The 251-nt window shown below is 65.7% G+C and carries 1 protein-coding gene; it reads left to right on the forward strand.

Features of this window, described 5'->3' with window-relative positions; translation table 11 throughout:
- Nucleotides 1-251: outer membrane protein transport protein (locus ACLJNW_RS27105; protein ID WP_410961647.1), on the forward strand; the 251-nt coding region annotated here is incomplete at both ends.

Raw genomic sequence — 251 nt, forward strand, 5'->3', positions numbered from 1 at the left:
GGGGTGATCATCCAGCGCACCTCCGGCTTCGTCAGCCAGAACCTCGATCTCTATGCCTCGGCCGCCAACTCCCCGGGCATGGGCGGGATTCCGTTCCCGGCCTCGAACTCGTCCGCGCTGATGCGGGTCAAGGTGGACAACACCTCGCCCGGCTTCTTCGCCGGCGCGGTTTGGAAGCCGACCGACCGCGACACCCTGGGCTTCGCCTACCACGCGAAGATCCGCAACAAGCTGAAGGGGCACTACAACCT

Source organism: Salmonella sp. SAL4457 (genome assembly GCF_046548235.1).
Taxonomy (GTDB): domain Bacteria; phylum Pseudomonadota; class Gammaproteobacteria; order Enterobacterales; family Enterobacteriaceae; genus Salmonella; species Salmonella enterica.